The organism is Microbacterium sp. JAI119 (assembly GCF_013410135.1).
Classification (GTDB): Bacteria; Actinomycetota; Actinomycetes; order Actinomycetales; family Microbacteriaceae; genus Microbacterium; species Microbacterium oxydans.
This window is the reverse complement of sequence record NZ_JACCCK010000001.1, coordinates 2,007,838-2,032,160: the sequence shown is the minus strand read 5'-3', so window position 1 is coordinate 2,032,160 and position 24,323 is coordinate 2,007,838. Positions and strand designations below refer to the sequence as shown.

The window sequence follows — 24,323 nt, the reverse complement described above, 5'->3', positions numbered from 1 at the left end:
CATCCTAGGATCTCCGCCACACCATGGTCGTCCGCCCACTCTGCGCGTGTTCGCTCTCAGCATGATGCGCCGCGCCCCGGGGTAGGCGGCTGCTCGTAGCATGGACACATGCCCTTCTCCGGTGAGATCCACGAACGCGTCGCGAATGCGCCGACAGTGCCGCACGGCCTGCCGTTGGTGCTGCTTCTGACCGGTTTCACGGACGCGGGAAGCGCCGTCTCCGGCTTGATCGATCACCTTCGGGAGACCGCATCCCCTGAGCCCGTCGTCGTGTTCGACAACGACGCACTGCTCGACTATCGGGCGCGCCGCCCTGTGATCTCCTTCGACCAGGACCACCTGACCGAGTTCAAGCCGCCGAGGCTCGAACTGTCGCTCGCGACGGACGCACTCGGTCGTCCGTTCCTGCTGCTCGCCGGATACGAGCCGGATTTCGCATGGAATCGTTTCGCGAGCACGGTGCTCGCCCTCGCGGCGGAGTTCGAGGTCTCGGGACTGCACTGGGTGCACTCGATCGCGATGCCCGTTCCGCACACGCGTCCGATCGGCACGACGGTCAGCGGGAATCGGCGTGACCTGACCGTGGCGCACTCCGTATGGCGTCCGCGCACGCAGGTGCCTGCGACTGCCGGTCACCTCCTCGAGTTCCGATTCGTCGAGCGTGGGGATGCCTCGGTGGGCTTCGTCCTGCTTGTGCCGCATTACCTCGCGGAGACGGAGAACCCCGATGCCGTCATCGCGGCAGCGGAGCGTCTGATGGCGTCGACGGGACTCGTCCTCATCCTGGATTCCGTCCTGGAGCGCCGCGAGGACTATCTGGCACGCGTCGATGAGCAGGTCTCCGGGAACGACGAGCTGCAGCAGATGGTCCACAACCTCGAGCGCCGGTACGACGCCTACATGGCGGGGCGCAACCCCGACGACGACTCCTACGACGAGGGAGGTTTCAGCGAAAGGGACCTCCCGAGCGCCGATGAGCTCGCGGCCGAGTTGGAGCGTTACCTGGCCTCTCGGCCGTCCGGCGACGAAGACAAGCCGGGCCGCGGCTGAGGTGGCGCGCAGCGGGATTCGCGCGAAGTTCGCCGGAATGCGTCCGCATCGCCACACGTGTGCGATACTAGGACTCTGACCCGTTGTCAATCAGTGTTTTCGAGCACTGGACTTGACAAGGGTCTTACTAGTGTCCGAAATGTCCCGGGGCTACACAGCAGCTCCGTGAAAGGCGAAACGTGACTCCTGCCACGACGAAGAACACCCGGACGAAGAAGGCTGCCGAAGAGACGACCGCCGACGCTCCGGTCGAGACCGATGCGCCCGAGAAGCCCGCGCCCCTGAGCGCGGCGAAGCGTGCTGCCGCGAAGCGCGCCCCCGTCAAGAAGAAGAAGTCCGAGGACGTCGTCGAAGAAGACGAGTCTCCCGCAGCTGCTGCTGTCGAGGAGGACGAAGACGAGGATGCGAAGCCGGCCTTCACCGAGCCGCTGCCGACCGGCGCGATCGTCATCTCGTCCAAGGACGACGAAGAGGTCCCGGTCTACTCGACGCAGATCACGGGAGCGACGGCCGACCCGGTCAAGGACTACCTGAAGCAGATCGGAAAGGTCGCCCTGCTGAACGCGGCCGAAGAGGTCGAGCTCGCGATGCGCATCGAGGCAGGTCTCTTCGCCGAGGAGAAGCTGTCGGCGATGACCCCGGCCGAGAAGACGAGCCAGCTCGGTCTTGACCTGCAGTGGGTCGCCCGCGACGGCCAGCGCGCGAAGAGCCACCTGCTCGGCGCGAACCTCCGTCTCGTCGTCTCCCTCGCCAAGCGCTACACCGGTCGCGGTATGCAGTTCCTGGATCTGATCCAGGAGGGCAACCTCGGTCTCATCCGCGCCGTCGAGAAGTTCGACTACACCAAGGGCTTCAAGTTCTCGACCTACGCCACCTGGTGGATCCGTCAGGCGATCACCCGTGCCATGGCCGACCAGGCCCGCACGATCCGCATCCCGGTGCACATGGTCGAGGTCATCAACAAGCTCGCCCGCGTGCAGCGGCAGATGCTGCAGGACCTCGGTCGCGAGCCCACTCCGGAAGAGCTGAGCCGCGAGCTCGACATGACCCCGGAGAAGGTCGTGGAGGTGCAGAAGTACGGCCGCGAGCCGATCTCACTGCACACCCCGCTCGGCGAAGACGGCGACAGCGAGTTCGGTGACCTCATCGAGGACACCGAGGCCGTGGTCCCCGCCGACGCCGTGGGCTTCACGATGCTGCAGCGTCAGCTCGAGCAGCTCCTCGACTCGCTCTCCGAGCGCGAAGCCGGAGTGATCCGGATGCGCTTCGGACTGGGCGACGGTCAGCCGAAGACGCTCGACCAGATCGGTGACACGTTCGGCGTGACGCGTGAGCGCATCCGCCAGATCGAGTCGAAGACGATGGCCAAGCTGCGTCACCCGAGCCGCTCGCAGTCCCTGCGGGACTACCTCGAATGAGCCAGGCGAACGACGGCAAGGCCCTCGAGGCGAGTGTCGACGGCAAGAGCTATGCGCGCATCCCGCTGCGCACCCGCGTGGTCATGCCCCAGGACGACCTGGACGCGATCATCAGCGAGTACGCGAAGGATGCCGTCCAGCCGGGCGACCTCCTCTTCGTGACCGAGAAGATCGTGGCCATCACGCAGGGGCGGTCCTACCGCCTCGACGAGATCAAGCCCCGGAAGCTCGCGCTCTTCCTCTCGAAGTACGTCACTCGCACGCCCTACGGCATCGGTCTCGGCATGCCGGAGACGATGGAGATGGCCTTGCGGGAGTGCGGTACTCCGCGCATCCTGTTCGCCTCCGCGGTCGCGGCCGTGACCAAGGCCTTCGGCCGTCGCGGCGACTTCTACCGCATCGCCGGCGACAAGGCACGGGCGATCGACGGTCCGACCAAGCACACCATTCCTCCGTACAACGAGGCTGTGGTTCTCGGCCCCAAGGATCCCGATGGCGTGGCTGCTCGTCTGAAGGCGCTCATCGGAGGTCAGGCAGAGGTCGCCGTCGTGGACATCAACGACCTCGGCGGGAACATCCTCGGCTCGACTCTCGACAAGGCGGGCGAGCAGCGTCTCGTCAGGATCCTCGGCGACAACCCGCTCGGTCAGGGGCTGGAGTCGACGCCGCTTGGCATCGTTCGCGAAGTCTGAGCCCTCCACGAAGAATGCCCCCGGCTCTCTCCGGGGGCATTCTCGTCTCTGCGCGTCTCAGAAGCCGATGACCTCGCGGTAGCGGGGCTTGTGGCCGGTGCGGATACCGGTCACGCTGGGCTTGTTCTCGTAGACTCCCGCACCCCAGTTGCCCTCGACGAGGACCGGCCCGTCGGGGGAGACGACGATGTCCCAGCCGACGTACTGCACCTGAGGCACGACCCGGGCGACCTGATCGATGAAGGCGCGTACCTCGTCCATGTAGGGCAGCTGGAAGTCGGCGATGCGGAAGCCCGAGTCCGGGTGCGTCTCATGGACGTGGCCGTGGGAGTCGTAACCGGCGCCGACCGCGTGGCCGTTCTCGTCGAGCATGGTGTAGAACCCGCCGAACGTCATCTGGTCGCTCACGGCGCCGCGGCCGAACTTCTGAGCCATGGCGAGGATGTGAGCCTTCTCGCCGTCGAAGAACGCGGTGATGCGGGTGGTGTTCACCGTGCCGGGGCAGACGGCCGCCAGTGCATCGTGCTGCCGGATGACCTCCTCGATGAGGAGCTCGCCTCGAGCCAGCAACCCGCGGTGGAACTCGTCCCAGTCCTCGATCTCGGCGGCGTGATAGCGATGCACTCCGGTGCCGGCCTGTCCCACCGGCTCCTTCGTGACGATCGTGCCGAGACGCTGGGTGAGTTCGCGCACGGCCTCGGCGTTCCCCTCCTCGACCACCATCCACTCGCGCTTCAGGAACGGAGAGAACTGCTTGTCGAACTCGACCTTGTCCTGGAAGATCCAGCGGTAGTCGGGGTGATCGTAGCGCTGCGAGAGCTGGTTCGAGACCGGATGGGTCATGTACGTGTCGCGCTCGGCCTTCGTGAGCATGGCGAAGTCGTAGTCGATGTAGTCCTGGAAACCGACGTTGTGACGGGCAGCCGACCACAGCATGTCGACGACGATCGCCGGCACGGCTCTGTGGTGCTGAGCGGAGGCCTCCTTGGCGCGTTCCACCACCGATCCGACGTCGATGCGGCGGGCACGTCCCATCAGATAGCGGATGCGGGGCGCGAGGGAAAGTCGAGACATGAGGCTCCAGGGTCGGGGTCCCCTCCAGTCTACGGGGGCGGGCGAGGTCGACCTGGGAGCCGGAAGCTAGGCTGGAGGGCGTGTGTGAGACGACTTCCAGCTCCCTGCCACGAGCCATGATCTCCCGCGCGGCACTGGCCGCGGGAGCCTCGGCAGCGGTGTCTGCCGGTGGAACGGTCGCCGACCTCAGGCGCGATGCCTGGGGACACGGCGTCCTCGCCGTCGCCCAAGTCGTGACCGCCGCCGGTGCGGAACGCGTCCTCGTCGACGCGCAGGGCGAGGTCGAGGCACTGCAGCTCGAGGGCATCCGTGGCGTCACCACCGGTGACCCCGACATCGACCCCAACCTCCTCTACGGTCTCCCCGATGAGAAGGGTCAGCTCGCGGCTCGGCCGGTGATGCGGCTGGCAGGGCGGGTGCTGTCCATCAAGCGGCTCCGGCCAGGGGATGCCGTCTCTTACGGCTACACGTATCGAGCGGAGAAGGAGACCACTGTCGCACTCGTGACGGGCGGCTACGCTCAGGGCATCGTGCGCGCACTCGGCAATCACGCGACCGTGGAGATCCGGGAGACGTCGATGCCCATCGTGGGGCGCGTCGCCATGGACGTGTGCGTCGTAGACCTCCAGGGCGCAGACATCGATGTCGACAGCGAGGTCACCTACTTCGGAGGCACCGGTCCGGCCGCATCCGGAGTCACACGTTGGGCGGACATCACCGGGATGACTGCAGCTGAGCTGGTCGCCGTCGCCGGCGCCCACGCCGTGAGGGGGTGGGAAGCGTGAGCCGCCCCGAGGTCCGCCTGAGCAGCAGTATCTTTCGCGCGAACATCGGGACAGTGCGTGACCGTGTCGCCCCGTCCGCGCTGATGCTCGTGGTCAAGGACGACGCGTACGCGCACGGCCTCTCCTGGGCGGTGAGGGCTGCGGTGGAGGCCGGGATCGACTGGTTCGGCAGCTATGACATCCGCACCGGACTCTCCGTCCGCAGACTCGCAGGCGGCGACGCCAGGATCTTCGCCTGGGCGACGTCGACGGACTCGGAGATAGACGATGCGCTGATGCAGCGCCTCGATCTCGGTGTCGGGACCACCGACTACCTCAGACGGATCATCGCGCGGGCCGAGGCGCTCGGGACGACGGCGCGCGTGCACCTGAAGATCGACACGGGTCTGCACCGCAACGGCATCCTGCCGGAGGACTGGGCATCGGCCGTCGACGAAGCGAGACGGGCCGAGCGGGCCGGTGCGCTCGAACTCGAAGGCGTGTGGAGCCATATCGCGGAAGCGAGCGACGAGGAAGATGACATCGCGCAAGCCGCTTTCCTCGATGCGGTGCGTATCGTGGGCGAGACCGGATCGGTCCCCGCGGCACTGCACCTGACCGCATCCGCGGCATCGTGGTGGCGTCCCGAACTGCGCGGAACGGTCTCGCGCATCGGGGCGTTCTGCTACGGCATCCGGTCGGCAGAGGGGCCGGAGCTCGAGGGAGTCCGCCCAGCGGCGAGCCTCGTCGCAAAGGTGTCCGCGGTCGACGGGGATCGTGTGACGATCAGCCTCGGCAGCTTCGACGGGCTTCCCTCCACGCTCTCGGGGAGCCTGGTCGGGACACCGGAAGGAGCCAGGACTCTCGTCTCCATCGGCCACACCTCATCGATAGTCGACGGATGGCGCGGCGCTGAGGTGGGTGCGGAGGTCGTCGTCTTCGGCGCAGGCGCGCAGGGCGAAGCTTCGGCGACGACCCTCGCCGAGCGGATAGACACCGTGGGAGAAGAGATCCTCACCCGGCTCACACCGCGTGTGCGAAGAGTCGTCGCCGACTGACCGTCATCGGCTGATCTCGTGCCCGCCGACCGGTTCAGCGGACCGCGGTCGACAGACCGGGATCAGCGGAGCGCTCAGACCGTCTCGATGAGACGCGCGGTCTCGTCATGCCAGCTGGTGGCGATGCTGCGGAGCTTCTCTTCGTACTTGCGGCCGTGGTGGGCGCAGAACAGGAGCTCGGATCCGTTGACCTCAGCGGCGATGTACGCCTGAGCGCCGCACGAATCACAGCGATCCATGGCGGTCAGACGGAACTCGACAATGGAGGTGTCACGTTCGGTCGTTGCATTCATCTCGGTGCCTCCTCGGGTGTCGGCTTCGCTGAGCGATTTGGTCAATACAACCACGCGCCACCTGTACGCATGCCCGGTTTGCGGCGTGTTTCGCTCAGCGCGTACGCGTGGTTTCCCGACTGGCTTCGCGCGGGGAGTGTCTGCGGAGGAGAGGCAGCTCGCGAGATTAGACTCGGAGATTGTGAATGCCGAGTACTCCGCCCATCATCTCCAGGTGCTTGAAGGCCTCGAAGCCGTCCGCAAGCGGCCCGGGATGTACATCGGGTCGAACGGGTCGCCCGGCCTCATGCACTGCATGTGGGAGATCATCGACAACTCGGTCGACGAGGCGGTCGCGGGCAACGGGACCAAGATCGACATCATCCTGCACGCCGATGGCAGCGTCGAGGTCCACGACCGCGGACGTGGTATCCCGGTCGACGTGGAACCGCGCACCGGCCTGACCGGCGTCGAGGTCGTTTACACCAAGCTGCACGCAGGCGGGAAGTTCGGAGGTGGGTCGTACGCCGCCTCCGGCGGCCTGCACGGCGTCGGCGCCTCCGTGGTGAATGCACTCTCCGAGCGCCTCGACGTCGAGGTCGACCGTGGCGGCAAGACTTATGCGATGTCCTTCCACCGCGGGGAGCCCGGCATCTTCGCCGATTCCGGTGAGAAGCGGCCGGATGCGCCGTTCACTCCTTTCCAGGAGAACAGCGAGTTGCGCGTGATCGGCAAAGCTCCCCGGGGCGTGACCGGTACCCGTGTCCGCTACTGGGCCGACCGTCAGATCTTCACCAAGGACGCGGCGTTCCAGCTCTCCGAGCTCGAGACCCGGGCCCGACAGACAGCCTTCCTGGTGCCTGGCCTGGAGATCCTCGTCAAGGACGAGCGTGCGGCGGGTCAGGTCGTCCCCGTGCCCGACTCCGATGGCGAGACGACCACTCTCGGACCCACCGAGACCTCCTACCTGTACGAGGGCGGAATCTCCGAATTCGTCGACTACCTCGCGATCGACCCGCCGATCACGGACAACTGGCGCATTCAGGGAGAGGGCACGTTCAAGGAGACCGTGCCCGTCCTGCAGCCGGACGGGCACATGGTCGCGACCGAGGTGGAGCGGGTGTGCGCCGTCGACATCGCGCTGCGGTGGGGGACCGGCTACGACACCAAGATCCGCTCGTTCGTCAACATCATCTCCACGCCGAAGGGCGGCACGCACCAGCAGGGCTTCGAGCAGGAGCTGCTCAAGGTGCTCCGCGCGCAGGTGGAGCAGAACGCCCGACGTCTGAAGGTCGGCAACGACAAGCTCGAGAAGGACGATGTGCTCGCCGGGCTGACGGCCGTCCTCACGGTGAACGTGCCCGAACCGCAGTTCGAGGGTCAGACGAAGGAGATCCTCGGAACCCCCGCCGTGCGGCAGATCGTGGCTCAGGTGCTCCGCAAGGACCTGGCTGAGCGCTTCGGCTCGACCAAGCGCGACGACAAGATCCAGGCGTCGCAGCTGCTCGACAAGGTCGTCTCGGAGATGAAGGCCCGCGTCTCGGCGCGCGCGCACAAGGAGACCCAGCGCCGTAAGAACGCGCTCGAGTCCTCGACTCTTCCGACGAAGCTCGTCGACTGCCGCACGAACGACGTCGAACGCAGCGAGCTCTTCATCGTGGAGGGCGACTCGGCCCTCGGCACCGCGAAGAACGCGCGCAACAGCGAGTTCCAGGCGCTGCTGCCCATCCGGGGCAAGATCCTCAACGTGCAGAAGGCATCCGTGGGCGACATGCTCTCGAACACCGAGTGCGCGTCGATCATCCAGGTGATCGGTGCAGGCTCCGGTCGGACGTTCGACATCGACGCAGCCCGCTACGGCAAGATCATCCTCATGAGCGACGCCGATGTCGACGGCGCGCACATCCGCACCCTGCTGCTGACCCTGTTCTTCCGCTACATGCGGCCGTTGATCGAGCATGGTCGCGTGTTCGCAGCCGTGCCGCCTCTGCACCGGATCATCGTGATCAATCCGGGGTCGAAACCGAACGAGACGATCTACACGTACAGCGAGCAGGAGATGCACGCGTTGTTGGCGAAGCTCCGCAAGGCGGGCAAGCGCTGGCACGAGCCGATCCAGCGCTACAAGGGCCTCGGAGAGATGGACGCCGAGCAGCTGGCGAACACCACCATGGACAGGTCGGGTCGTCTGCTGCGTCGCGTGCGGATGGAGGACGCGGAAGCCGCCGGGCGCGTGTTCGAGCTCCTCATGGGGAACGAGGTGGCTCCGCGCCGCGAGTTCATCATCGACTCCTCCGACCGATTGTCGCGCGAGTCGATCGACGCCTGAGACGTCAGACGAAAGAAAGCCGGCCCGGTGCAGACCGGGCCGGCTTCCTTTCGCTCTCACGCGGTCGGACCGCTCGCCTGTGCTCAGACCAGTGTGCGGCCGATACTGCCGATGACACCTTCGACGGGCTGGCCGGACGCGTCGCGGCGTGCTCCGTTCTCCGGAAGCTTGCGGACCGCGCCTGTCGGATCGACGGCGAGCGGCGGGTTGGGTCCGACCCATGCGACCGTCAGTCGGTCCTCACCCTTCAAGAACGCATGGGCGCGTACGCCTCCGGTGGCACGCCCCTTGGCTGGATACTCCGCGAAGGACGACACCTTGGCGCGCCCGGGCTCTGTGCCGGGAAGAGCGCTGTCACCTCCGGATACCGTGGCGACGACGGATTCCGCGGCCGGATCGACGACGCCGAAGAAGAGCACTGATGCGCCGGAGCCGAGCTTGACCCCGGCCATTCCGCCCGCCGGGGCGCCTTGCGGGCGCACAGCGGAAGCCGGGAAGTGCAGCAGCTGCGCGTCGGTCGTGACGAAGACCAGCTCCGCGTCGTCCGGTGCCTCTGCCGCCCCGACCACCGAATCGCCCGGTTTCAGGCCGATGACCTCGAGGTCAGGACGCACCGGGAGGCTGGAAGGGACGATGCGCTTGACCGTGCCCTGAGCGGTGCCGAGCGCGATCGGAGTCTCGCTGTCGAAACGCACGAAACCCAGAACGCGCTCGCCCTTGGTCGTGATGCCGAGGTAGTCGCGCAGGGGAGTACCGGCGGCGAGCTGCACCGACGTCGCCGGCACGGACGGGAGGTCGACGGGGGAGAAGCGGACGACGCGACCGAGGTTGGTCAGAGCCCCGATCTCGGCGCGGACGGTGGTCTCGACGGTGGTCAGGATCGCATCGTGCTTGCTGCGACGTGCAGGGACGGTGAGTTCCTGGCCCTCGCCGAGGTCGACGCGGACGGTACGTCCCGTGGTCGAGAGCACGAGCACGGTGGGCGCATCGGCGATCTGCAGATCGACCGCACCCTTGGTCGCTCGGGGCTTGGGCGGAGCCGCGTTCATCAGGAGTGTGCGCCGCGGTGTTCCGTATGCATCGGCTGCGGCGTCGAGCTCCTTGGCGACCGCGGCGCGGAGCAGGGTCGGGCTGTCGAGCAGTTCCCGCAGTGCGGCGATCTCCGCCAGCAACGCATCGCGTTCGGACTCCAGCTCGATACGCGAGAACTTGGTCAGACGGCGCAGGCGCAACTCGAGGATGTACTCCGCCTGGAGCTCGCTCAGATCGAAGACGGAGCGCAGCCGCGTGCGGGCCTGCTCCGAGTCATCGGAGGAGCGGATGACCTGGATGACCTCGTCGATGTCGAGGATCGCGATGAGCAGACCCTCCACCAGGTGCAGACGCTCCTCGCGCCGCTTCAGACGGTATCGGCTGCGGCGGGTGATGACCTCGAGACGGTGACCGACGTAGACGCTCAGCATCTCCTTGAGGCCCAGCGTGCGCGGCTGGCCATCGACCAGGGCGACGTTGTTGATGCTGAACGAGTCCTCCAGCGGAGTCAACCGGTAGAGCTGCTCGAGCACGGCGTTCGGGTCGAAGCCGGTCTTGATGCCGATCGCGACGCGCAGTCCGTGGTTGCGGTCGGTGAGGTCGGTGACGTCGCTGATGCCCTGCAGCTTCTTCGACTGCACCGCATCCCGGATCTTCTCCAGCAGGCGCTCGGGTCCCACCATGTACGGCAGCTCGGACACGATGATGCCGGTACGCCGCGGGCCGAGCGGCTCGATGGAGGTCTTGCCCCGCACCTTGAGGGCGCCGCGTCCGTTCGTGTACGCGTCCTTGACACCGTCGAGTCCCATCAGGATCCCGCCGGAGGGGAAGTCAGGTCCGGGGACGAACTCCATCAGCTCCTCGGTGGTCGCATCCGGATTCTCGAGGAGGTGAGTGGCCGCCGCGACCACTTCGATGAGGTTGTGCGGCGCCATGTTGGTCGCCATGCCGACGGCGATCCCACTCGCGCCGTTGACCAGCAGGTTGGGGAAGGCGGCCGGCAGCACGGCAGGCTGCTGGAACTGACCGTCGTAGTTCGGGATGAAGTCGACGACGTCCTCGTCGAGGTTCTCGGTGAGGGCCAGCGCGGCGGCGGCGAGTCGTGCCTCGGTGTATCGGGCTGCAGCGGGCCCATCGTCGAGGGAGCCGAAGTTGCCGTGCCCGTCGACCAGGGGCACACGCAGCGCCCACTCCTGCGCGAGCCGCACGAGCGCGTCATAGATCGCCGAGTCGCCGTGGGGGTGCAGCTTTCCCATGACCTCGCCGACGACGCGCGCACTCTTGACGTGGCCGCGGTCCGGACGCAGGCCCATCTCGGCCATCTGATACAGGATGCGGCGCTGCACGGGCTTCAGCCCGTCGCGCGCATCGGGCAGGGCACGCGAGTAGATCACCGAGTACGCGTATTCGAGGAACGAACCCTGCATCTCGCTGGAGAGGTCGATGTCCTGGATGCGCTCCTCGACGGGCTCGGGCGGCGGAGTTTTCGGCATGGACTTCCTGGGGGCATACGGGAGCCTGTGTCAGACTGGCTCGGATGTCCTTCATGCTACCGTCCGCGGCGCCCAGCGCCCGGAGTGTCGTCGGGGTGGCGGGCGACCTGTTCGCCGCACTCCGAGGCGAATCCGAGGTTCTGCCGCGCGCGGACTCGGTCGTGCTCGTGGTGATCGATGGGCTCGGGGCGATCAGCCTGCGTGGCCATGCCGGACACGCGCGCTCCCTGACCGCGGGGATGGCGAAGAAGGACGTCGCCCACTCGGTGTTCCCCTCCACCACGGCGGCGGCGCTCACGAGCATCGTCACGGGTGTATGGCCGGGGGAGCACGGGCTCGTCGGTTACCGCGTGCTCGATCCCGACCGCGATGTGCTCGTCAACCAGCTCAGCGGCTGGGAGACCGACGGGATCGATCCGCTCACCTGGCAGTCGGCCCCGACGATCTTCGAGCGAGCGGCCCGCGACGGACACGAGAGTTTCGCCGTCGGGTTCGCCGGGTACGCGCACAGCGGCTTCACCAGAGCCACTCTGCGCGGTGCCGAGTTCGTTCCCGCGACGACCGCGGCCTCGCGGGTCGAAGCCGCATATGAGCTCGCTCGCGAGCACCCGGGGTCGCTCGTCTACTGTTACCTGCCGGAGGTCGACAAGGCAGGTCACAAGCACGGCATCGCCTCCCCGGAGTGGGTCGCCGCGCTGGAGGACGTCGATGCGGCGCTGTCTGCACGTGTCCCGGCGGGCGTGGGCGTCGTGGTCACCTCGGATCACGGGATGGTCGATGTGGCGCCGAACCGTCAGGTCGTCCTGGCCGAGGAGCACGTCGCGGGGATTCGCCACATCGGCGGCGAACCGCGCATGCTGCACGCGTACCTGGAGACCGACGCGGACCGCGCGGCGGTGACGTCGAGATGGCGCGCCGACCTGGAGGGGGTGGCCGACGTGCTCACCCGCGAGGAGGCGATACGTCACGGCCTCTTCGGACCGAAGGTCACAGATGCCGCCGCATCGCGCGTCGGCGACCTGCTCGCGATCGCTCGCGGTGCCTGGGCTCTCTACGACGGTACGGCGGCCGACCAGCGCAGTCGCGGGATGGTGGGCCAGCACGGCGCGCTCACACCGGAGGAGAGACAGGTGCCGGTGATCCGGCTCGGCGCGTTCGAGCGCTGACGCAGCCCCTCATCCCCGCCGCGGGTGGGGCTCAGACCAGTCGCGTCTCACTCATCGGTGCGTGCGCCGAAGACGATCTCGTCCCACGACGGCATCGCGTTCCGGCGACGGCGGCGTCCCGTGGAGTCGCCGGTGTCCGAGCTGCTGTTCTGCGGCGCGGGCTGCGGGGGCTCCGGTTCTTCATCCGGCTGCTCCAGGGCCTCGAACAGTGCGATCGGACTCTGGTCCGATCGATCCGTGTCCTCCACGTCGTCGAGCAGCGGCGCGGTCTCCCGCTGTCCGCGGCGTCGGCGTAGAGCCTCGAGGAGGTCCGCCGTCTCCGGACTCGTGGTCTGCGCGGCGGGAGCGCGCTTGATCGCCGCGTCCTGCGCTGCCGCGTCGGAGCGGGCCGGGAGCGAGGGGTCTTCCACGTCCGCTTCGGGTGCGGGTACCAGCCGCGGTCCGAACGCGCCGGAGTCGAAGCGACTCTCGTCCTTGTACGGCGAGGTCCGCTCGGCATCGACCGCTCGGAGGCGGGGGATGAGACCCTCGGGGAGCGAGCCCTGCCGAGAGAGCTGTGTCGCGTCGGCGTTCAGCGGTGAGAGCGCGCTGCGGCGAGGATCGAAGCTCCAGCGGGCGTCGTGATCGACCTCGTTGGCGGTGAACTCGAGCTTGATGGTCCAACCGGAGTCCTCCTTCCAGCTCGCCCAGCGTTCGGAGGTGGCTTCGATCTCGGCGAGCTTGGCGCGGACGGCCACACCGAAGGTCGGCTGCGCGTCGGGCTCGACCTCGCTGCCGATCAGGACGGGCACGGCGAGGGCCTGTCCGATCACGTGCTCGCGCTCGGCGAGGACGGGTCCTTCGAATCGGGCCACGTCGTCGACGCTGATGCCGAGCAGCTCCGCGACCTCGGGCGCGGTGAGCCCGGCGCGGATCTGGGCCTGGATGTCGCGCGGGCTCGCAGCGAGCTTCTGGGCCGTCGGCTCGCTCTGACGGGTGGCGCGGCGGATCTCGCGCTGCAGCATGTCGTCGATGGGCAGCGCGAACCGCTCGCCCGACTCGGTCGCGAGTACGAGGACTCCTGCTTCTGTGCCGACGATGGTGACGTTTTCCATGCGAATGCCCCTCTGATGGGTGTCCGTTCATGGTGTCACGCGTGAGGGGTCGCGGACGGGAATAGCGTGGGCGTGCCGTGAGTTTCCTCTGTCGCACGGACGAGCATTTGCGTTATGTCGTCCGGTCGTGCAAACTATGGCCGCCGAATACCCGACGGCGCACCACCCACTCGCACCATGAAAGTGGAGATCTACCGCATGGCAACCGATTACGACGCCCCCCGAAAGAGCGAAGACGACTCCGAGTCGATCGAAGCCCTCAAGGAGCGTGTGCCGGACAAGAACTCCGGCTCAAGCGGGGACGAAGACTCCGACAACCCGTCGAGCTTCGACCTCCCGGGTGCCGACCTCTCCGATCTCGAGCTCGATGTCGTCGTGCTGCCCGCGCAGCAGGACGAGTTCACATGCATGAGCTGCTTCCTCGTGAAGCACCGCTCGCAGCTCGACCACGAGGGCGCATCCGGGCCCATCTGCAAGGAGTGTGCTGCGTAAGCAGTCCTTCGAGCGACGTATCACGCGCCCCCGACCGTCTCGGTCAGGGGCGCGCTGTCGTTGGGTGAGCGTGTCAGGTCTGGGAAGCGCGGATCGCGGCGACGAGCCGGTCGGGCGTCCGCGTCGAGATCGTCCATGCGTCCACGGGGTCGTCCTGGTCGAGGTTCGGCACGACGACGATGCCGTCGATGCCGCCGCGGATCAGGTGCCACCCGCGCGCCGGGAGACCGGGGCCGCGGGCATGACGGGCTTCCTCGCCCGTCAGTGCAGTGGGTGCTCCGAGGTGCTTCGTGTCGATGTGCGCGCGACCTGCATGCAGGGTGGAGCCGACGACCGAGACGACCGGTGTGGCGGCGATGACACCGAACACGAGCAGGGCCGATACTGCCGCACCGACGACGAGCGCGACGGTCGAGCCGATCGGCACGAAGACAAGCGAGACCATGGGGCCGGCGACCGCGACGGTCACGAGCAGCCAGAGGCTCGGCGAGAGCCTCTCGCGGTAGCGGGGACGTGAGTCTGTGACGGGGTTCTGCATTAGCCTCATGGGGTGACCGATTCCGTTGATGTCCCCATTATCGCTGCAGTGCTGCCCGGGTATGCGCATCCGGGAGACGCCGGAGCCGATCTCGTCGCCGCCGAGGCGGTGCACCTGGAGCCGGGGGAGCGCGCTCTCGTGCCGACGGGGGTGAGCATCGCCCTACCCGACGGGTATGCGGCATTCGTCGTACCGCGCAGCGGCCTGGCGGCGAAGCACGGCATCTCGATCGTGAACTCTCCCGGAACGGTGGACGCCGGCTATCGCGGCGAGATCAAGGTGAGTCTGATCAACACGGATACCAAGAGCGCGTACGATGTGGCGGTCGGCGATCGTATCGCGCAGCTGATCATCATGCCGGTCACGCGCGCCACGTTCATCCCGGTCGACGTGCTGCCGGACAGCGTCCGTGGTGCCGGTGGATTCGGCTCCACCGGATACCAGGCAGCGACCCACCAGAGCGAAGCAGGACGAGCCAATGACTGACAACAACGAGACCCCTTCGAAGTCGGCACCGTTGAACCGTGCCACCGACGGGCCCTTCGATGACTCCGAGGCGAACCCGGTCCGTCCGTACATCGATCTCGGCGGCATCAAGATCCTGCCGCGCGAAGGTCTGAATCTGCGCCTCGAAGTCGAGGAGCAGTCGAAGCGCATCGTCGCGGTCGGCCTGGACTACGCCGACTCCTCGCTGCAGGTGCAGCCGTTCGCGGCGCCGCGCTCCGGCGGACTGTGGGACGAGACCCGAGTGCAGCTCCGCGACCAGGTCAAAGCCCAGGGCGGTCGCGTCGAGGAGCGCGAAGGCCCACTGGGCAAGGAGCTCCTCGCCGAGGTTCCTGCCACGGCGGCGGAGGGATCAGGGCTGCGTCTCGCGCGTTTCATCGGCATCGACGGCCCGCGCTGGTTCCTGCGCGGTGTGATCGGTGGCGCAGGAGCGTCTGACCCCGAAGCCGCCGAGAAGGTCGAGGACCTCTTCCGCTCGATCGTCGTCGTCCGCGGCGGTTCGCCGATGCCCCCGCGCGACCTGATCCCGCTCAAGATGCCGGCGACTCCGGGTTCCGCGTGAGCGCTCCCGAGCCCGACGCCGAACGCGAGAAGAGCACCTCCGAGATCCTCGGGGCGGCGCTCGGCGGTGCCGCGCGTCGTGCCGGTCTCGATCCCGCTGAGGGCTCCAGCACCCACAAGGTGGTCTGGACGGCGATGGGGGGATGGCGCGGCATCCTCGAGTCCGTGCTGCCGAGCCTCGCTTTCGTCATCCTCTTCACCATCCGCCCGGAGCCGCTGATCCTGTCGTTGGGGGTGTCGGTCGGCCTGGCAGCGGTGTTCACCCTCGTCCGACTGGTGCAGAAGTCGCCGCCCTCCGCCGCGCTGGGCGGTCTCATCGCGGCTGTGGCCGCCGCGGCGCTCGCGCTGTGGACCGGACGCGGCGCGGACAACTTCGTGCCAGGACTCATCACGAACGCGGTCTACGGATCGGTCATCCTGATCTCCGCACTGATCGGATGGTCGCTGATCGGCCTCGCGGTCGGATTCCTGATGGGGGAGGGCACCACCTGGCGCACCGACCGCCGCAAGCGACGTGCGTACTTCTGGCTCGGGATCGCCTGGGCCTCGCTGTTCTTCGCGCGCCTCGCCGTCCAGCTGCCCCTGTATCTCGCCGGCGACGTCACGGCACTCGGGACGCTCAAGCTCATCATGGGGTTGCCGTTGTTCGCACCGCTCATCGCCGTGACCTGGTTGGTCGTACGGGCGCTCCACCCCCGCGAGCCTGCGCGCGAGGATGCCCCCGAGGCGTGATAGATTTATCTTGACATCAAGATAAATCGCAGGCTTTCGCCGGTGCGCTTCCCGGAGCAGACTGGTTAGGTCCCCCTTGCTAGCCGCAGGGGCTCACTGGCGAGCAAGATGGAGGCGCCTGTCGCTCCCATCCGAATAGAAGGAGACGGATTCGTGTCCACGGTGAACAGCTTCGGTGCCAAGAGCACCCTGACAGTCGGCAGCACCGACTATGAGATCTTCCGCATCGACACGGTGCCCGGTTTCGAGAAACTCCCCTTCAGTCTCAAGGTCCTCCTGGAGAACCTGCTCCGCACCGAGGACGGCGCGAATGTGACGAAGGCGCAGATCGAGGCGCTGGGGTCCTGGGACGCAGCGGCTGAGCCCAACACCGAGATCCAGTTCACGCCGGCGCGCGTGGTCATGCAGGACTTCACCGGTGTCCCGTGCATCGTCGACCTCGCCACCATGCGCGAGGCCGTGACGGCTCTGGGCGGCGACGCCAACAAGATCAATCCGCTCTCGCCGGCCGAGATGGTCATCGACCACTCGGTCATCGCCGACCTGTTCGGCTCCGAGAACGCACTCGAGCGCAACGTCGAGATCGAGTACGAGCGCAACGGTGAGCGCTACCAGTTCCTGCGCTGGGGCCAGACCGCCTTCAGCGACTTCAAGGTCGTCCCGCCCGGGACCGGCATCGTGCACCAGGTGAACATCGAGCACCTCGCGAAGGTCATCTACGACCGCGACGTCGACGGCGTGCTCCGCGCCTACCCCGACACCTGCGTCGGCACCGACTCGCACACCACGATGGTCAACGGTCTGGGCGTGCTCGGCTGGGGCGTCGGTGGCATCGAGGCCGAGGCTGCCATGCTCGGTCAGCCCGTGTCGATGCTCATCCCTCGCGTGGTCGGCTTCAAGCTTTCCGGTGAGATCCCCGCCGGTGTCACGGCGACCGATGTCGTGCTCACGATCACCGACCTGCTGCGCAAGCACGGCGTCGTCGGCAAGTTCGTCGAGTTCTACGGCGAGGGCGTGGCATCCGTGCCGCTGGCCAACCGCGCCACCATCGGCAACATGTCACCGGAGTTCGGTTCCACGGCGGCGATCTTCCCGATCGACGACGTCACCCTCGACTACCTGCGCCTGACCGGCCGCAGCGACGAGGCCGTCGCACTCGTCGAGGCCTACGCCAAGGAGCAGAAGCTCTGGCACGACGCATCGCACGAGCCCACCTTCAGCGAGTACCTCGAGCTCGACCTCGGCACCGTCGTGCCGTCGATCGCCGGCCCGAAGCGCCCGCAGGACCGCATCCTCCTCTCGGAGGCGAAGTCGCAGTTCGAGCAGGACATCCTGGCGTACGCGACCGCATCGACCTCGGACTCGGTCGTCGACCTCGAGTCGAAGCACTCCTTCCCGGCATCTGACCCCGGTTCGGTTCCCGGCGAGGAGGAGCCCACCACCAGGCGTCCGGTGCACATCAACAGCGGCGCGCCGGCCAACGCCTCGAAGCCCGTCCCCGTGACCACACCCGACGGGGAGAAGTACATCCTCGACAACGGCGCCGTCACCCTGGCTGCCATCACGTCGTGCACCAACACGTCGAACCCGTCGGTCATGATCGCCGCCGGTCTCGTCGCACGCAAGGCGCTCGAGAAGGGGCTCAAGCAGAAGCCGTGGGTCAAGACCACGCTCGGCCCCGGCTCCAAGGTCGTCACCGACTACTACGAGAAGTCCGGTCTCGACAAGGACCTCGAGGGTCTCGGCTTCTACACGGTCGGCTACGGCTGCACCATCTGCATCGGAAACTCCGGACCGCTGATCGAAGAGGTCTCCGAGGCCATCAACTCGCACGACCTCGCCGTCACGGCCGTCCTCTCGGGCAACCGCAACTTCGAGGGTCGCATCAGCCCCGACGTGAAGATGAACTACCTCGCCAGCCCGCCGCTGGTCATCGCCTACGCGCTGGCGGGGTCGATGCACTTCGACTTCGACAACGACGCCCTCGGCAAGGGCAGCGACGGCGAAGACGTCTTCCTGAAGGACATCTGGCCGACGCCAGACGAGGTGCAGGAGATCGTCGACTCGTCGATCTCGCGCGACCAGTTCATCAAGCAGTACGCCACGGTGTTCGACGGCGACGAGCGCTGGCGCAACCTGCCGACGCCGGATGACGACACGTTCCAGTGGGACGAGAACTCGACCTACGTCCGCAAGGCACCGTACTTCGACGGCATGACGATGGAGCTCACCCCGGTGAAGGACATCGAAGGTGCTCGCGTGATGGCGACGCTCGGCGACTCGGTGACCACCGACCACATCTCGCCGGCCGGAAACATCAAGCCGGGGACGCCCGCGGCCCAGTACCTGACGGAGCACGGCGTCGACCGCAAGGATTTCAACTCCTTCGGCTCGCGCCGCGGAAACCACGAGGTGATGATCCGCGGAACGTTCGCGAACATCCGTCTCAAGAACCTCATGGTCTCCGCCGTGAACGACGGGCAGGTCGTCGAGGGTGGCTACACCCGCGACTTCACGCAGCCGGGCGGCCCGCAGTCGTACATCTACGACGCGAGCATGAACTACCAGGCGCAGGGCACGCCGCTCGTCATCTTCGGCGGCAAGGAGTACGGTTCCGGTTCGTCGCGTGACTGGGCGGCCAAGGGCACGAGCCTGCTCGGCGTCAAGGCCGTCATCACGGAGAGCTTCGAGCGCATCCACCGGTCGAACCTGATCGGCATGGGAGTCGTGCCGCTGCAGTTCCCCGCCGGCGAGAGCTGGGAGTCGCTGGGCCTCGACGGGACCGAGATCGTCTCGATCTCCGGCCTGGAAGAGCTCAACAACGGCGTCACGCCGAAGACGGTGAAGGTCACGGCCACCCCGAGCGAGCACTCGCCCGAGGGCAAGCAGCCGGTCGAGTTCGACGCGGTCGTGCGCATCGACACCCCCGGTGAGGCTGACTACTACCGCAACGGCGGCATCCTGCAGTACGTGCTGCGTTCGCTCGTCTGATCGCACGCTGGTTGATCGCGTAACGGAGGGGCTCGTGTCTTCGGACACGGGCCCCTCCGTCGTGTCAAGGGGGCCTCCATCCTCGGAGCTTTCCCGGCCCGGGGCGGTAGGATCAGGACGACGCCCGCACCCGTGTCGGGCGTCTTTGACGAAGCCTGTGAGGAGGCGCAGATGCCCATTCTTCCGAGCATCTCTGGACCCCGCGATCTGGATGCCCTCTCGACCGAGCAGCTGGCGGAACTCGCCGCGGAGATCCGCGAGTTCCTGGTCGAGAACGTGTCCCGTACCGGTGGCCATCTGGGCCCCAACCTCGGCGTCGTCGAGCTGACGATCGCCCTGCATCGCGTGTTCTCGTCTCCGGACGACCCCTTCATCTTCGACACCGGGCATCAGTCCTACGTGCACAAGCTGCTCACGGGCCGCCAGGACTTCTCCGGCCTGCGCGTGCGCGGCGGACTCGCGGGGTACCCGCAGCGCGGGGAGAGCGCCCATGACGTGGTGGAGTCGTCGCACGCCTCCAGCTCGCTCAGCTGGGCCGACGGTATCTCCCGGGCGCTCACGGCGACCGGCCGCGCCGACAGGCATGTGGTCGCGGTGGTCGGCGACGGCGCGCTGACCGGTGGAATGACCTGGGAGGCGTTGAACAACATCTCCGATGACAATGACCGCAACCTGGTCATCGTCGTCAACGACAACGGACGTTCCTACGCGCCAACGATCGGCGGCATGTCGCGCTACCTCAACCGGGTGCGTACGGCAGCGGCCTACAAAGACCTGCATCAGCGCTCCGACCGCCTCTTCCGTGCTTTCGGTCCCGTCGGCCGTGCCGTGTTCCGCGGTGTCCGCGGCGGTACCCACGGGTTCCTCTCGCGGTTCACGAACAACGAGGCGCTGTACTCGAACCTCGACATCAAGTACCTCGGCCCCGTCGACGGGCATGACCTCCCCGCGCTGCTCGAGACGCTGGAGCTGGCGAAGTCGTACGGTGCCCCCGTCATCGTGCACACGATCACCGAGAAGGGCCGCGGCTATCAGCCGGCCCGCGACGACGAGGCCGACCAGTTCCACGCCGTCGGCAAGATCGATCCGACGACAGGGGAGACCCTGTCGTCGGGCGGTCGTGGGTGGACCGACGTCTTCTCCGACGCTCTGGTCTCCGTGGGTGAGCAGCGCAACGATGTGATCGCCATGACTGCTGCGATGCTGCGACCGACGGGCCTCGCGCCGTTCGCCGAGCGCTTCCCCGACCGCGTCTACGACGTGGGAATCGCCGAGCAGCATGCCGTGGCTTCCGCCGCGGGACTGGCCTACGGGGGACTGCACCCCGTCGTCGCCCTGTACGCCACCTTCATGGGGCGTGCCTTCGACCAGGTGCTGATGGACGTGGCGCTGCACCGCGCCGGAGTCACCTTCGTCCTCGATCGCGCCGGTGTGACCGGCCCCGACGGGCCGAGCCATCACGGCATGTGGGACCTCGCCATGCTGCAGATCGTCCCGCACATCCGCATCGCCGCGCCCCGCGACGGCGCCCGACTGACCGAAGCCCTCCGAGAGGCGGTCGACGTCGAGGACGCACCGACGGTCATCCGCTTCCCCAAGGGCGAGGTCGCCGCCGACCTCCCGGCCATCGAGCGGCTCAGCGACGGTGTCGACGTACTCGCCCGCGGCGAGACGGAGGACGTGCTCATCGTCGCCATCGGCCCCTTCGCGGAACTGGCGCTCGATGTCGCCGACCGGCTTCGCGCGCAGGGCATCGGCGCCACCGTCATCGATCCGCGATGGGCCATCCCTGTGCAGCCGTCGATCGTGGAGCTCTCGGCTCACCATCGCCTCGTGATCACCATCGAAGACGGGATCCGCGTGGGAGGAATCGGCACCCGTGTCCGGCAGGTTCTTCGAGAGGCGGGGATCGACACGGCGGTGGACGAGCTGGGTCTTCCCGACGAGTTCATCGATCACGCCTCCCGCGATCAGATCCTCGCCGATGCGGGGCTCACCGCGCCCAAGATCGCGCAGGACATCGTTTCGCAGGTGCTCGGGACCCGCATCCCCAAGGCGCGTCACGCGGGCGAGACCGGGACGATCGACCTTCCCCTGCACGAGAGGCACTGAGACCCGTCCCAGGGTTTTCCCGCTCCAGCAGCGTGCCCGCACCGGCGGTGGTGCCCGGGGGAGATCAGTTCAGGGCATGCAGTGCCGCGACGGCCTGGGCTCCGCGATCCACCTCTCGGAGTGCGGTCGACAGCAGGTAGCCGTCGGTGAGCGCGTCGCCGGTGACCATCACGCGCACCAGCTCGACGCCGCAGGCGCGGCGAACCTCGTCGGCACTGGCCGCGATGACCCGGGTGTTGATCTCGTCGTTGTGCGGCAGCTCTGCTCCTTCGAGGCTGCGGACCACATCTCGCAGCGCCGCGCCGACGATGTTCGAGGCGCGTTCCTTCACGTTCACCACATCCAACTCGAAGACGCGCAGATCGTGCCCCGTCGGTAGGGGACGCCACTCGAACGAGGCGTGCACGCGATGCTGATGACCGCTCGCACCGCTCAGCTCCCGCGCAGGCAGATCCGTCGCGCGGCACCGCACGTCGACGAGTTTGTACCAGTAGAACAGGGGGAACGCCCCGTGTGAGCCCGGGTCCAGCACGACGACTTCGCCCACCGCGCCACCGTGCTGGGACGGACGCCGTTGAGGGCGGTTGCGGATGATGGGTTTGCCGTTGCGGGTTCGGATGGCCGCCCAGCCCTCGTCGACGGTGACGATGAAGAGCTTGAGGAGAGCGGGGAGCACCAGGAGCGTGGTGAGGATGGCCGTTCCGGTCTTCAGCAGGCCCGACATCCCCTTGCCGCCCAGCATCGTGAAGAGCATGTCCATGTCACCACTGTGCAGGTTCGCCGAGTGCCGATGTGTCGTCGGGCGGCCTGCTCGCCGTGATTTCATGCGGTGTTCCCCGCACGTTCCCTGCCCGGCTGTGCGGCGGATACGCGATGGCTCCGGCCGCGCCGTGATCCGGTCTCAGAGAAGCGCGGAGACCGCGCGGGCCACGACGGACTCGACCACTGGACGACAGCGGGCTCTATCCGCGTCGACGAGTCCGATGCGCGTGCGCCGGTCGAGGACATCGTCGACCGTCATCGCCCCCTCCACGCGGACGGCGTACTCGACCTCTGCCGCGGTCAGGGCCGTCGCCTCGTCCAGCAGCTCGTCCGATGAGGGGACGTCACGATCCGCGAGCCGCAACGACGCGGTGCGACTCTGTCGCGACGACGGCAGACTCCGCGTCGTGACGGCGAGATCGACGGCATCCTCGGCCATGCGTCGATAGGTCGTCAGCTTCCCGCCGAGCACCGAGATGAAGCCCGACTCCGATGCCGCCACCAGGTGCCGACGGGAGATGTCGGCTGTCGAGTCGGTTCCGCTGTCGACAAGCGGCCGCAGGCCGGCGAAGGCGCCACGAACCTGATCGCGTCGGACCGCGGTGGCGAGAACGCGGTTGAGGCTGTGGAGGAGGAACTCGATCTCGGTCTCCGTCGGCTGAGCGACCCGCGGGACCGCGCCGGGTGAGTCTTCGTCGGTGAGTCCGACGATCAGTCGTCCGTGTGCCTGTGGCAGAGCGAAGACGTATCGGCTGATCGACCCTTCGTGAGGGATCGTCAGTGCCGTCGACGGAGCGCCGAGGTCGGCGGCGTCGAGCACGATGTGGGTCCCTCGACTCGGTCGCACCGTGATCGACGGATCGAGTGCTCCCGCCCACACTCCCGTCGCGTTGACGACCGCACGTGCACGGATCTCGAAACGCTCGCCCGTCGTCGCCTCCTCGACCGAGGCCCCATCTGCGCGCAGGGAGAGCGCACGGACCCTGGTGAGGATGCGGGCGCCGAGGGCCGCTGCGGTGCGGGCCACCGTCGTGACGAGGCGCGCATCATCGACGAGCTGACCGTCATAGGCCAGCATTCCTCCGCGGAGGCCCCGCTGGTCGAGGGCTGGCATCAACCGCATGGCCGTGCGCGCGGAGACCACGGCAGGGGCGGGGAGGACCCGGCGCGGGGTGTGTGCGCGCATCCGCAGCACATCGCCCAGCCCCATGCCCACGGTGCCTGCGACACGCTGACGGAGTGTGACAGTCTGCGAGAACGGCAGGAGCTGTCCGAGGGGGTGGATGAGGTGAGGGGCGATCGAGGTCATCAGGAGATGGCGTTCGTGCGCGCTCTCCCGCGCGGTCGCGAAGTCTCCGGTGGCGAGGTAGCGCAGGCCGCCGTGCACGAGCTTCGAGCTGAATCTGCTGGTGCCGAAAGCCAGATCCTCGGCTTCGATCAGCGTCACGGTGAGTCCGCGAGAGGCAGCATCGAGTGCGACTCCCACGCCCGTGATGCCGCCGCCGATCACGAGCACGTCGACCCGCTCCTCGGCTGCGAGCGTGAGCTCCGTCCTCCGTCGCGCGACATTGAGCGCGGATGGCTCCCTGATCATGGGCGCAGCAGTCCGTCCAGCGCGGCCCGCAGTTCGCGCTCCCATGCCGCCTCCGAGATCAGATCGGAGACGGTCCCGTGGGAGAGCACCGCGGACTGCGCGATGAGCAGCAGCATGACGGCCATCTCCTGCGGTGCACCGTCGCGCACCGATCCGTCGAGCTGTGCGGTTCCGATCGCTGCGGACAGCCACCCGAGGATCATGCGCTGGCTCGAACCCACGCGCTGCAGCGTGTATCGCGTGAACGCTTCCGGCTCGTCGGCCAGCAGTCTCGCATACAGGGCGTCGCTCCGGAACAGGCCGATGAAGCGCAGCACGTCGTCGACGAGGGCGGGCCTGGTGGCCGCAGTCGCGGGGAAGGCGCTCAGGATGGTGGTCACACGGCGCAGCAGTGCTGCACGGACGACGTCATCGGCGTCGTTCCAGTTGCGGTAGATCGTCGGCCGACTCAGCTCTGCGCGCCGGGCGAGCTCCGCGACGGTGACGCCGTGCACGCCGCGCCTCTCGATCAGCGCATCGGCCGCATCGAGGATCTTCGTCTGCGTGGCATCCCAGAGAGGTTGACGTTCTTCCATGATGTGTCACACTGTAACGC

At 67.5% G+C, this 24,323-nt stretch carries 21 protein-coding genes; 13 read left to right on the top strand and 8 right to left on the bottom strand.

Features of this window, described 5'->3' with window-relative positions; translation table 11 throughout:
* Window positions 1-108 precede the first annotated feature (108 nt).
* From HDC31_RS09805 to HDC31_RS09795, 3 genes are all read left to right on the top strand, one after another.
* Window positions 109-1,050 carry a proteasome assembly chaperone family protein gene (locus tag HDC31_RS09805; RefSeq protein WP_046747223.1) on the top strand — a complete coding sequence of 314 codons (942 nt, stop codon included), beginning with the start codon at window positions 109-111 and terminating at the stop codon, window positions 1,048-1,050.
* Between the two features lie 179 nt (window positions 1,051-1,229).
* Window positions 1,230-2,468 (top strand): RNA polymerase sigma factor, encoded by a 1,239-nt coding sequence (locus HDC31_RS09800; protein WP_046747222.1) that lies wholly within the window; start codon window positions 1,230-1,232, stop codon window positions 2,466-2,468.
* The gene (locus HDC31_RS09795; RefSeq protein WP_058631768.1) at window positions 2,465-3,160 is read left to right on the top strand and encodes a coenzyme F420-0:L-glutamate ligase; all 696 of its coding nucleotides are present in this window, start codon (window positions 2,465-2,467) and stop codon (window positions 3,158-3,160) included. Before HDC31_RS09800 ends, HDC31_RS09795 begins: the two co-directional genes overlap by 4 nt.
* Window positions 3,161-3,217: 57 nt before the next feature.
* Here the strand turns inward: HDC31_RS09795 and HDC31_RS09790 are convergent, their stop codons facing one another.
* Window positions 3,218-4,234, bottom strand: coding sequence for a sugar-transfer associated ATP-grasp domain-containing protein (locus tag HDC31_RS09790; protein WP_058631767.1), 1,017 nt, complete (start codon window positions 4,232-4,234; stop codon window positions 3,218-3,220).
* Window positions 4,235-4,314: 80 nt separating this feature from the next.
* Here HDC31_RS09790 and HDC31_RS09785 point away from each other — a divergent pair, with 80 nt between their 5' ends.
* Together HDC31_RS09785 and HDC31_RS09780 are read left to right on the top strand one after the other, a co-directional pair.
* Window positions 4,315-5,019 (top strand): alanine racemase, encoded by a 705-nt coding sequence (locus tag HDC31_RS09785; protein ID WP_230977898.1) that lies wholly within the window; start codon window positions 4,315-4,317, stop codon window positions 5,017-5,019.
* Window positions 5,007-6,056 carry an alanine racemase gene (locus HDC31_RS09780; RefSeq protein ID WP_308431905.1) on the top strand — a complete coding sequence of 350 codons (1,050 nt, stop codon included), beginning with the start codon at window positions 5,007-5,009 and terminating at the stop codon, window positions 6,054-6,056. Before HDC31_RS09785 ends, HDC31_RS09780 begins: the two co-directional genes overlap by 13 nt.
* 74 nt (window positions 6,057-6,130) lie before the next feature.
* Here the strand turns inward: HDC31_RS09780 and HDC31_RS09775 are convergent, their stop codons facing one another.
* A complete protein-coding gene (locus HDC31_RS09775; RefSeq protein WP_045264803.1) occupies window positions 6,131-6,349 on the bottom strand; it encodes a hypothetical protein in 219 nt (72 codons plus the stop codon).
* Between the two features lie 181 nt (window positions 6,350-6,530).
* Here HDC31_RS09775 and HDC31_RS09770 point away from each other — a divergent pair, with 181 nt between their 5' ends.
* Window positions 6,531-8,657: a type IIA DNA topoisomerase subunit B gene (locus HDC31_RS09770; RefSeq protein ID WP_082682603.1), complete on the top strand. Its 2,127-nt coding sequence runs from the start codon at window positions 6,531-6,533 to the stop codon at window positions 8,655-8,657.
* Window positions 8,658-8,740: 83 nt separating this feature from the next.
* Here HDC31_RS09770 and HDC31_RS09765 read toward each other — a convergent pair whose 3' ends face one another.
* On the bottom strand, window positions 8,741-11,182 hold the full coding sequence (locus tag HDC31_RS09765; protein WP_058631765.1) for a DNA topoisomerase (ATP-hydrolyzing) subunit A: 2,442 nt from the start codon (window positions 11,180-11,182) through the stop codon (window positions 8,741-8,743).
* A gap of 44 nt (window positions 11,183-11,226) precedes the next feature.
* Here HDC31_RS09765 and HDC31_RS09760 point away from each other — a divergent pair, with 44 nt between their 5' ends.
* Entirely contained in the window at window positions 11,227-12,348 is a 1,122-nt protein-coding gene (locus HDC31_RS09760; RefSeq protein WP_218867369.1) for an alkaline phosphatase family protein, read from the top strand.
* Window positions 12,349-12,395: 47 nt separating this feature from the next.
* Here HDC31_RS09760 and sepH read toward each other — a convergent pair whose 3' ends face one another.
* Window positions 12,396-13,442: a septation protein SepH gene (sepH, locus tag HDC31_RS09755; protein WP_058631763.1), complete on the bottom strand. Its 1,047-nt coding sequence runs from the start codon at window positions 13,440-13,442 to the stop codon at window positions 12,396-12,398.
* 198 nt (window positions 13,443-13,640) lie between these two features.
* On the opposite strand from sepH, the gene HDC31_RS09750 reads away from it, so the two are divergent.
* The gene (locus HDC31_RS09750; protein ID WP_046747247.1) at window positions 13,641-13,934 is read left to right on the top strand and encodes a DUF4193 domain-containing protein; all 294 of its coding nucleotides are present in this window, start codon (window positions 13,641-13,643) and stop codon (window positions 13,932-13,934) included.
* Window positions 13,935-14,007: 73 nt separating this feature from the next.
* On the opposite strand, the gene HDC31_RS09745 is transcribed toward HDC31_RS09750, so the two are convergent.
* Window positions 14,008-14,472: a DUF3093 domain-containing protein gene (locus HDC31_RS09745; protein ID WP_046747213.1), complete on the bottom strand. Its 465-nt coding sequence runs from the start codon at window positions 14,470-14,472 to the stop codon at window positions 14,008-14,010.
* Between the two features lie 12 nt (window positions 14,473-14,484).
* Here HDC31_RS09745 and dut point away from each other — a divergent pair, with 12 nt between their 5' ends.
* The 5 genes from dut (at window position 14,485) to dxs (ending at window position 21,372) form a co-directional block, all read left to right on the top strand.
* Complete coding sequence (gene dut / locus HDC31_RS09740; RefSeq protein WP_046747212.1) at window positions 14,485-14,958, top strand: dUTP diphosphatase; 474 nt, start codon at window positions 14,485-14,487, stop codon at window positions 14,956-14,958.
* Window positions 14,951-15,538: a DUF3710 domain-containing protein gene (locus HDC31_RS09735; protein WP_045264797.1), complete on the top strand. Its 588-nt coding sequence runs from the start codon at window positions 14,951-14,953 to the stop codon at window positions 15,536-15,538. Before dut ends, HDC31_RS09735 begins: the two co-directional genes overlap by 8 nt.
* Entirely contained in the window at window positions 15,535-16,269 is a 735-nt protein-coding gene (locus HDC31_RS09730) for a DUF3159 domain-containing protein (RefSeq protein ID WP_058631761.1), read from the top strand. Before HDC31_RS09735 ends, HDC31_RS09730 begins: the two co-directional genes overlap by 4 nt.
* A gap of 153 nt (window positions 16,270-16,422) precedes the next feature.
* A complete protein-coding gene (locus HDC31_RS09725) occupies window positions 16,423-19,260 on the top strand; it encodes an aconitate hydratase (protein ID WP_113681266.1) in 2,838 nt (945 codons plus the stop codon).
* A 171-nt stretch (window positions 19,261-19,431) separates the two neighbouring features.
* Window positions 19,432-21,372: a 1-deoxy-D-xylulose-5-phosphate synthase gene (gene dxs, locus HDC31_RS09720; protein WP_046747209.1), complete on the top strand. Its 1,941-nt coding sequence runs from the start codon at window positions 19,432-19,434 to the stop codon at window positions 21,370-21,372.
* 64 nt (window positions 21,373-21,436) lie between these two features.
* Here dxs and HDC31_RS09715 read toward each other — a convergent pair whose 3' ends face one another.
* From HDC31_RS09715 to HDC31_RS09705, 3 genes are all read right to left on the bottom strand, one after another.
* Window positions 21,437-22,132 carry an SPFH domain-containing protein gene (locus HDC31_RS09715; RefSeq protein WP_113681267.1) on the bottom strand — a complete coding sequence of 232 codons (696 nt, stop codon included), beginning with the start codon at window positions 22,130-22,132 and terminating at the stop codon, window positions 21,437-21,439.
* Between the two features lie 141 nt (window positions 22,133-22,273).
* On the bottom strand, window positions 22,274-23,728 hold the full coding sequence (locus HDC31_RS09710; protein WP_046747207.1) for a glycerol-3-phosphate dehydrogenase/oxidase: 1,455 nt from the start codon (window positions 23,726-23,728) through the stop codon (window positions 22,274-22,276).
* Entirely contained in the window at window positions 23,725-24,303 is a 579-nt protein-coding gene (locus HDC31_RS09705; protein ID WP_052748652.1) for a TetR/AcrR family transcriptional regulator, read from the bottom strand. Before HDC31_RS09705 ends, HDC31_RS09710 begins: the two co-directional genes overlap by 4 nt.
* Between the last annotated feature and the right edge of the window lie 20 nt (window positions 24,304-24,323).

Bases quoted from the DNA above. Each gene is read 5' to 3' on its own strand.
- HDC31_RS09795 (WP_058631768.1), top strand. From the start codon at position 2,465: ATGAGCCAGGCGAACGACGGCAAGGCCCTCGAGGCGAGTGTCGACGGC.
- HDC31_RS09705 (WP_052748652.1), bottom strand. From the start codon at position 24,303: ATGGAAGAACGTCAACCTCTCTGGGATGCCACGCAGACGAAGATCCTC.
- HDC31_RS09805 (WP_046747223.1), top strand. From the start codon at position 109: ATGCCCTTCTCCGGTGAGATCCACGAACGCGTCGCGAATGCGCCGACA.
- HDC31_RS09775 (WP_045264803.1), bottom strand. From the start codon at position 6,349: ATGAATGCAACGACCGAACGTGACACCTCCATTGTCGAGTTCCGTCTG.
- HDC31_RS09765 (WP_058631765.1), bottom strand. From the start codon at position 11,182: ATGCCGAAAACTCCGCCGCCCGAGCCCGTCGAGGAGCGCATCCAGGAC.
- HDC31_RS09735 (WP_045264797.1), top strand. From the start codon at position 14,951: ATGACTGACAACAACGAGACCCCTTCGAAGTCGGCACCGTTGAACCGT.
- HDC31_RS09745 (WP_046747213.1), bottom strand. From the start codon at position 14,472: ATGCAGAACCCCGTCACAGACTCACGTCCCCGCTACCGCGAGAGGCTC.
- sepH (WP_058631763.1), bottom strand. From the start codon at position 13,442: ATGGAAAACGTCACCATCGTCGGCACAGAAGCAGGAGTCCTCGTACTC.
- HDC31_RS09710 (WP_046747207.1), bottom strand. From the start codon at position 23,728: ATGATCAGGGAGCCATCCGCGCTCAATGTCGCGCGACGGAGGACGGAG.
- HDC31_RS09760 (WP_218867369.1), top strand. From the start codon at position 11,227: ATGTCCTTCATGCTACCGTCCGCGGCGCCCAGCGCCCGGAGTGTCGTC.
- HDC31_RS09750 (WP_046747247.1), top strand. From the start codon at position 13,641: ATGGCAACCGATTACGACGCCCCCCGAAAGAGCGAAGACGACTCCGAG.
- HDC31_RS09790 (WP_058631767.1), bottom strand. From the start codon at position 4,234: ATGTCTCGACTTTCCCTCGCGCCCCGCATCCGCTATCTGATGGGACGT.
- dxs (WP_046747209.1), top strand. From the start codon at position 19,432: ATGCCCATTCTTCCGAGCATCTCTGGACCCCGCGATCTGGATGCCCTC.
- HDC31_RS09715 (WP_113681267.1), bottom strand. From the start codon at position 22,132: ATGGACATGCTCTTCACGATGCTGGGCGGCAAGGGGATGTCGGGCCTG.